The sequence below is a fragment of the Salinivirga sp. genome, from assembly GCF_035268865.1.
In the GTDB taxonomy this organism is placed as follows: domain Bacteria; phylum Bacteroidota; class Bacteroidia; order Bacteroidales; family Salinivirgaceae; genus Salinivirga.
In genome coordinates, this window is the sequence record NZ_DATFKB010000072.1 from 1 (window position 1) to 8366 (window position 8366).

Sequence of the window (8366 nt, forward strand, 5' to 3'; positions counted from 1 at the left end):
GTCAGGGGTTATCTATATTCTTTTATTATTCTTGTTGGCCTGTAAATCTAATCCATATCCCGATTATAGCAAGGCAAATGATGGTGCTATATATTATCGGTTGTTTATGTTTGGCGACGACAGACATAAACCGGAAGCGGGTGATTATATTACAGCCGATATTGCTTACCAAACAATGGATGATAGTATTTTTTTCCGTGGTAAGCGAACTTTTCAATTGGCTAAATCTGAATTTGATGGCAGTATAGAGGAGTGCTTCATGATGCTGGCCGAGGATGACAGCGCCAGTTTTATAATAAGTGCAGATGGATTGTTCGCCAAGACATTAGATGCCAAATTACCTTCTTTTATTCCGGAAAACAGCAATATGAAAGTGGGTATCAGAATGCACATGATTCGATCGGCTGAAGAATACAGACGAGAGAAAGAGGAGTTTTTGGCATGGATTGAGGATTTTGGCGAATATGAACAAACTGTGTTGCGTCATTTTATTGAGGAACAAAAAATAGACATAAAACCTACTGAAAGTGGTATGTACTTTATTCCACTGAACCAATCAAACGGAGAAAAAGTGGAAAAAGGAGATATTGTAACCGTTAACTATGAAGGAAAGTTCCTGAATGGCGAATTTTTTGATTCTACTGTAAAAAGAAAACAACCTTTTGAATTTGTATACGGCACCGAATGGCAGGTAATTGAAGGAATGGAGGAAGCCATTGGCTTGATGCGTGAGGGGCAAAAAGCACTCATAATTTTACCCTCAGATTTGGCCTGGGGGGCCGATGGATCAAGCACGGGAATTGTACCACCCTTTACTTCTGTGATCTATGAATTGGAATTGATACAGGTTCGGTCCCGTGAAGAACAAGTTTAATTTTTAAAAATTTTTGATAAAATGAAGAGTATTATTAATGCGCTTGTAATCGTTGCATTGACCACTCTAATGATGGCGTGCGGAGGAAAAAGTAAAGAGTTTCAAACTCATGAAAAAGGTTTTGATTATTTGTTTATTGACCGGTCTGAGGTTGGCCTGTCGCCCCGCAATGGCGATATAGTAACCTTGCGCATATCTATAAAGGCCCCAAATGATAGTGTGCTTAAACGTGCAAATATGTTTCGGGTGCAGGTAGAAAAATCGAAATACAAAGGTGGTATTAATGATGCGCTGAAATTTATGCACGAAGGCGATTCGATGGCATTTTTGATCGATGCACTTGATTACTATCGCTTCGATGAAGAACAGAATGTTCCCGAATTTTTAAAGAAAGGCGACAAGCTGCGATTTGATATTCGCCTGGCCGACATTAAAGATTTGGATCAGGTTGAGCGGGAAAGGCAGCTTAACCAGATTAGCGGCAGAAAGCGTGAATTAATTGCATTAAAGCATTTTGCCAAAGGATTAGGGATACAAGACTCAGTGCATCTGAACAGATACTTTGTAAAGACAATAGAACAAGGTAATGGAGTTTCTCCAACCCCCGGTGATAAAGTAAGTGTTGATTATCTTGGCTATTTTGTGGACGGTAGTCCATTCGATAATTCATATGAGCGGGGTGAACCTTTTACTTTTACAATAGGCAGCAATCAGGTTATTGAAGGCCTGGAAAAAGGCGTTCAGGAAATGAAAGTCGGTGGCAAGGCTACTATTTTAATTCCTTCTCCACTGGCTTATGGAGAGGAAGGACTTCCCCGCGCCAATATTGCACCGTTTACAACCTTGGTTTTTGATGTAGAGCTCCAGAAAGTGAATTAAATATAACTAGTGTCATGCCACGCTTAAGCTAACGGACCAAGTATTGCTCTTTTCATTTTTATCTGGGTTAAAAAATGCTTTCAGAACGTTGCTATGCAACTTATTGTCATTTTAAACATGACACCATGCTAGTCGTTTTTCCAGTAAAAGGCCGCTCCATTTGCATTAATTATTTAATGTAAGTTGAGTGGCCTTTTTTGTAATATATCAGCCCTTATGATATTCGTCTTTAGATTTATCTGAGGCCGATTCATTCCTATTTAGGTATTTATAATAAATTTTCAGAAAATCTGAAACTGCATAAATAATGCTTTACAACTCTTGCTAGAGTTGTTCAATTTCCGGTGTAACGGGTTTAATTATTTTGTATATATGGCTTATTATGAGTTGTATATGTTTAATTTGTTTGCCGCTCTAATGGTTATATAATTTTTTCATTGGCTTTTGATAATTAATCATTATATTGAACCATGGTTCATAACGATTCAATATGGAACATCAAAGGAAAAATGAATAAGGTTGGTAAATATTAGTAGTTAATTAAAGGAGGTTATTATGACTAAGATAGGTATTATAATTTGTGCAAGGTATAAATTGTGTGGTGGAGGAAAATGTTTTCGATCAATGCGTGAGCACACCGGCGGATTTGCAAAGTATCCTAAAGATGAAAAACTCGAATTGGTGGGATATACAAATTGTGGCGGATGTCCGGGAGGTAATGTTGAATATGCGCCCCAGGAAATGATTAAAAATGGTGCAGAGGTCATTCATCTTGCGACAGGAATGGTTGTGGGGTACCCGCCATGCCCACATTTGAGGAAATTTAAAGAGTTTATAGAAAGTTATTACAATATTCCTGTGGAGATTGGTACGCATCCCATTCCAATGAAGTATTTTAAAGCGCATGAAAACTTATCCTTCTGGCAAGCTTCCAAAATGGATGAAATTGCCGGACATTTGATTAGTGAATCCCCAGCCATTATGGAACAATATAACTAGGGTTGCAATCTGAATTAGAAATATAAAGCATATGATTTTTACGTTTTGGATATTTTAATCTAATTATCTTATATTGGTAAAAACTTTATTATGCTGCATCCTGAAACCTGGGTTGAAAAATATAGTGACTATTTATATAATTACGCTTACGCCAGGCTAAGTGATGAGGAATCGGCGAAAGACATGGTTCAGGAAGTATTCTTTGCTGCATTAAAAGCCAAAAATAGTTTTAGAGGAGAGAGCAATGAGCAGACATTTCTCACGGCTATTTTAAAACGGAAAATAATTGATTTCTATCGTTCAAAAGGAAAGCCTTCAGATCATTTGCTCCTGGATAATTTACCTTTTAATGATATGGGAATGCATCAGGGGCAATGGAAAGATGACCGTGGACCTGCCAGTTGGGATAAAACAGTGCTTGAAGAGATAGAAAACGAAGAACTTGCCGATGCTTTAAAACTTTGTATGACACGTTTGCCCTTGCAATGGCAGGCATGTTTTATAATGAAAACTGTTGATAGTGAATCGACAGAAACTGTTTGTAAGGAGTTGGACCTTTCATCGTCTAACTTGTGGGTGATATTGCACAGAGCACGGTTGAAGCTGCGCGAATGTTTGGAAAATATTTGGTTTAAACAATAAAAAGAAAAGAAGCACAAGCTGATGGATAATTCACATATAAGAAAAGGCAAAATACCAGGTATGATATCCTGTGATGAGTCTACCTATTTGATTTCAAAAAAGCAAGACAGCAGGCTGAGTTTAATGGAAAAATTCCAACTCTGTATGCACTTGATGTTTTGTAAATTCTGCAGACGTTACGATAAGCAAATCGAAGTGATTGATCGTACCATAAAAACAGTTCAAATGAGGAACGATAAAAAGCTTTCTGTGCAGGAGAAAGAAGATATTCACCGAAAGGTGATACACGAAAAAGAGCAAGAGGATAATAAATAACAAAAGAGCCGGATCTGCTACATTGCACATCCGGCTCTTTTAGTCTATTTTCGAAAAATCATAATGTTTCTTTTCTTAAATAGCTGCGAATTTCAACTCCGAAAACCCCAATTACAAATAAAATAAGAATTATGGAGCTGGCCAGCGATATATTGCGGCCGGCGTAATATGATTGCGGTCTAAATTCAAATGTAACCGAGTGTTCACCTGCTGGTATTTCAAGTGCCCGCAATATGTAATTAACGCGAATGTGCTTTGCCGGCTCTCCATCAATTGAAGCTTCCCAACCTGCAGGGTAATATACTTCAGAGAATACCGCCAGCTGCTTTGTTTTCGATTTGGTTTTGTATTCCAGTTTTTTAGGGCTGTAGCTGGTAAGTTTGATGCTTGCTGCAGAGTCAATTGCGTATGAATCAGCTACATGGTTGCTGAAACGTTGGTCAACAATGGCCGTTTTCGTCGGATCAAAGTCGTTTAGTGCGGCAATTTCTGCATCAGCGTTTTCTACGAGTTTTACTTTATTTACGAACCATGCATTGCCAAGGGCTCCCGGATTTCGCTGCGCAATTTTCTGATTGTTTTGTGCAGTAATAAAGTATTTGGCATTTAGCATGTTAATCACATCCATATTACCCTGCCCAATGTGCCTGTCAATCATTTCCTGGTAGCGCTGCATTTTTGCTCCGTGGTAGCCACCAAGGCTGTTATGAAAATATGAGGTGCGTGCATCCTGATCGAGCCTGGCCGTGGTATTAAATACCCGGTAATGCATACTATTATCCTGGAGTATTTGCTGATCAGCTGTATTTGGTTTATATGGTTGCTTAATTTCGCGTGCTTTCACAAAATTATCATTGTTGATGTATCGTTTGTTGACGGGCCACATATCTACAATAAATAACAGTCCTAAGGCAGCAAAAAAGTAAGTTCTTTTAAGCTTTTCTGTTACAAATGCCCACAGCAAAATAGCTGTCAATATTACAAAAACCAACGAGCGGAAAGCATCTCCTCGAAGCAGGTTCTTACGATCGGTCTCTATTGCATCTATAAATGCCTGGTTTTGCAGTGATTGCTGGTCGGCCGGATTACTAAAATCGGTCAGTAAGCCAGGGAATATCGAAAAAATTAATGCTATTCCGCCAACGATATAGAGTGAGTATTTAAGCCATTCGATTACCTTTTCCTTGCTGATTTTTTCATCCATTATTTTTTTAATTGCCAGCAGTCCCATAAGCGGAACAGTAACCTGTGCAATAACTAAAGTCATACTAACCGTTCTGAATTTATTGTATCCCGGGAAGTATTCTATAAACAGATCAGTAAACCACATGAAATTACGCCCCCAGGCCAAAAATAGCGATAGCAGAGTTGCAACTATCAGCCACCATTTAACCGGACCACGCAATACAAAAAGGGAAAACACAAAAAGCAGCATTACCACGGCCCCAAAATAAACCGGCCCCGATGTAAAAGGCTGATCTCCATAATACAGCGGTAGCGCTTTAATGTATTGTCTTGCTTGTGCCGGACTTGTCATTCCGGTGAGCCATTTGTAGGTTTCTGAGTCCTTATCAAGGCTGCCATGCGAAGACCCTCCCATAAAGTTGGGAATCAGTACGGTAAGTGTTTCGTCAACTCCATATGACCAGGCGGTAATGTAATCTTTATCGAGCCCCGCTGTTTGATTACCGGATTTATCAGATAATTCTGACTCACCCCGGATCGAATATTCTCCGTATTCATAAGTCATCCAAAGGTGCGGAATATCACTACCCAGGGCCAATACTGCCACACCAAGTAGCACGGCTGATTTTTTAAGATAATTTACTATTTGTTTTTTTCGGATTGATGATACGAATTCAAAAATTACAAATATAAGCACTGCCATGCCTGTATAGTAAGTTATTTGGGGGTGAGCGGCCTTAATTTGCAGCCCCAGAAAAAGTGCTGTAACTGCCGCTCCGAGCCACATTTTCTTTCGATAAGTACTGTAAACCCCGGCAATAACTGCAGGCATGTAGGTAAGGGCCACCGCTTTGGTCATGTGACCTGCTGCCAGAATTATAAAAAAATACGATGAAAAAGCATAGGCAATTGCACCGGCCATGCTTAACCACGGATTTACGCCAAAAATCAGCAGGGCTAAATAAAAACCAAGCAAGCACACAAAAAGATAACTTGCAGGTCTGTCGCCTATCTGCAAAAGCTTATTGATATACAAAAAAACATTTGTTCTTACTTTTACTGAAATGAGGTAAGCTGGCATACCGCCAAACATTCTGTTGGTCCACAATGCTTCTTCACCTGTTTCGGCCCGGTAATCCATGATTTCTTTTGCTGCTCCCTTAAAATTGGCAACATCACCAGATTGAAGTTTTTTCCCCTCTAGTTGGGGCGAAAAGTAGGCATAAGAAATTATGAGAAATAAACCTACAGCCACCACATGTGGGAAGATGCGCTTTAATATTTGTTGCATGTTTTGCTTTTCCATTTTGTATGCTCTTTTGTTTCTATTTTCGCAAAACGAACATACATTTTTTTTGTGAAATATCCGAACATCATTTTAATTTACCTTTTTTATTTTGTGGATTTATCACATTTAAGATGGTATTTGAGCTTTTGAATTTATCTTTGTATAAATTAGATTTAGAATAGGCCGCTTTTGCTATATTGAAAGACCTGCAAAAAAAATATATATAATGAATCAATCGCATCCAAAAGTTTCTGATTTATCAATAGAGCTATCAAGTTCCATGTTGGCTGCCATAAAACAAATGGATACAGTTAAAACCAAACTTTTAATTGTATTGAAGGACTCCAAATATCATAGTATGCTGAGTATTGGTGATATTCAGCGAGCGCTTATAAAGGGAAAACCAATACAGACCATAATAGCGGATATTCTCAGGCCGAGGCATAAGGTTAATGTTGCCCATGAACATGATAGCTTCGACGAAATAAAAAATCTCATTATTGAGAAAAAAGTGGAATTTATGCCGGTGGTAAATGATTCGGGCGATATTATAAAAATTCATTTTGGAGATGAAATCACTGGTCTTACCAGAGGAGCTACTTCACAGAAAATCGATTGTCCAGTTGTAATTATGGCCGGAGGAAAAGGAACCAGGTTAAAACCGTTAACAAATGTGATCCCTAAAGCTTTGGTCCCTGTAGGAGAAAAACCAATTATTGAGAAAATAATCGATCGGTTTAATAAAGTGGGGGTAAAGGATGTTTATTTAACTGTTAACTACAAGTATGAGCTTATAGAGCAGTATTTTAAGAGTTTAGAGCCAGGATCGTATAATGTGAATTATATTATTGAAGACGATTTTTTAGGTACCGCAGGAAGTCTTTTTTATTTAAAAGATAAAATTAACGAAACATTTTTTGTCTCAAACTGCGATATAATTATTGATCAGGATTATTCCGAGATTTTTGAATATCACAAAACGAATAAAAACGAATTAACCATTGTAGGCGGATTAAAGCATTATCCTATCCCTTATGGAACACTCAAAACCGCTGAAAACGGATTGCTTACAGAAATTCAGGAGAAGCCTGAACTAACATTCATGGTTAATACAGGCATGTATGTATTAGAGCCCCATCTTTTACAGGAGATACCGGAAAAAAAGTTTTTTCATATTACAGAACTTATTGAAAAGGTTAGAAGCCAGAATCGAAAAGTTGGTGTTTTTCCGGTTAGTGAAAAGTCATGGGTCGATATAGGTCAATGGAACGATTACATAAGAGGATTGGATAATCTTGCCGAATAAAATAAAGTTTGATGTTTTCTGTTTAGGAAGCTATTGGATTACATTAAAAATTGTTAGAATAACCTTAAAATTGATTTTGTGAAAGTACTGATATTGGGGATTCCGGGTAGTGGATTTATGCATGACCTGTTTAAAGAATTACATAACCAGGAGCACGGGCCTGAGATATATTTTTATAATCCTTTTGGTAAGCAAGAAGAGGTAATAAAATACGAGCCCGGAATATTAGAGAACAATTCAAAAATAAACAATGCATATAAGGGTGGTAAAAAATCGGTTTTAATACAGCTTTATAAAAGTATAATTATTTTGAAAGGTGCATTGGTAAAGCATAAATTTGATGTGGTACATATCTTTTTTTTACATATTTTCTATGTTTTCATCTTTAGGTCAATTCGCAGAAATACAAAAAGTATAGTTATAACGATATTTGGTTCAGACTTTTATAGGAATAACTCATGGGCTAAAAAAGTTAAGGGAACCCTTCTAAGGCGTGCTGATAAAATTACAACTACGAATCCTCAAACAGCAGAAGATCTATTCAGGTACTATAATTCACTTAATCCCGCCAAACAACATATAATTCGTTTTGGGAACAGTAATTTATCCATTATTGATAGATACAAAAACCTGAAGGATAGGGAGCGAATGGCACATACTCTAAAATTACCAATGGACAAGAAAATTATAGTGGTTGGTTATTCTGCAAATTATGTACACCAGCACATCAAAATTTTAGAGCAAATAAATAAGATTGATGAGAAGCTAAAAGATGAGGTTTGCCTGGTTTTTCCGCTAACCTACGGTAATCATAAAGCTTCTATAGCGAATGAAATAGAGAATTACTTAAGAAATAGTACCTTTTCATACAGATTAAT

At 37.5% G+C, this 8366-nt stretch carries 8 protein-coding genes; 7 read left to right on the forward strand and 1 reads right to left on the reverse strand.

The genetic code is table 11. The features are described 5' to 3' along the window. The 5 genes from VJ937_RS04355 to VJ937_RS04375 form a co-directional block, all read left to right on the forward strand. Positions 1–874, forward strand: an 874-nt coding sequence (locus tag VJ937_RS04355; protein WP_324065669.1) for an FKBP-type peptidyl-prolyl cis-trans isomerase, incomplete at its 5' end; no start/stop codon positions are given. A gap of 21 nt (positions 875–895) precedes the next feature. After that, complete coding sequence (locus VJ937_RS04360; protein ID WP_324065670.1) at positions 896–1753, forward strand: FKBP-type peptidyl-prolyl cis-trans isomerase; 858 nt, start codon at positions 896–898, stop codon at positions 1751–1753. A 555-nt stretch (positions 1754–2308) separates the two neighbouring features. Beyond that, a complete protein-coding gene (locus tag VJ937_RS04365; protein WP_324065671.1) occupies positions 2309–2752 on the forward strand; it encodes a CGGC domain-containing protein in 444 nt (147 codons plus the stop codon). 90 nt (positions 2753–2842) lie between these two features. Continuing rightward, positions 2843–3394: a sigma-70 family RNA polymerase sigma factor gene (locus VJ937_RS04370; protein WP_324065672.1), complete on the forward strand. Its 552-nt coding sequence runs from the start codon at positions 2843–2845 to the stop codon at positions 3392–3394. 21 nt (positions 3395–3415) lie between these two features. Next, on the forward strand, positions 3416–3709 hold the full coding sequence (locus VJ937_RS04375) for a hypothetical protein (protein WP_324065673.1): 294 nt from the start codon (positions 3416–3418) through the stop codon (positions 3707–3709). Positions 3710–3767: 58 nt separating this feature from the next. On the opposite strand, the gene VJ937_RS04380 is transcribed toward VJ937_RS04375, so the two are convergent. Then, complete coding sequence (locus tag VJ937_RS04380) at positions 3768–6200, reverse strand: YfhO family protein (RefSeq protein WP_324065674.1); 2433 nt, start codon at positions 6198–6200, stop codon at positions 3768–3770. 208 nt (positions 6201–6408) lie between these two features. On the opposite strand from VJ937_RS04380, the gene VJ937_RS04385 reads away from it, so the two are divergent. Next, positions 6409–7488, forward strand: coding sequence for a sugar phosphate nucleotidyltransferase (locus tag VJ937_RS04385; RefSeq protein ID WP_324065675.1), 1080 nt, complete (start codon positions 6409–6411; stop codon positions 7486–7488). A 78-nt stretch (positions 7489–7566) separates the two neighbouring features. After that, positions 7567–8366: glycosyltransferase (locus VJ937_RS04390; protein ID WP_324065676.1), on the forward strand; the 800-nt coding region annotated here is incomplete at its 3' end.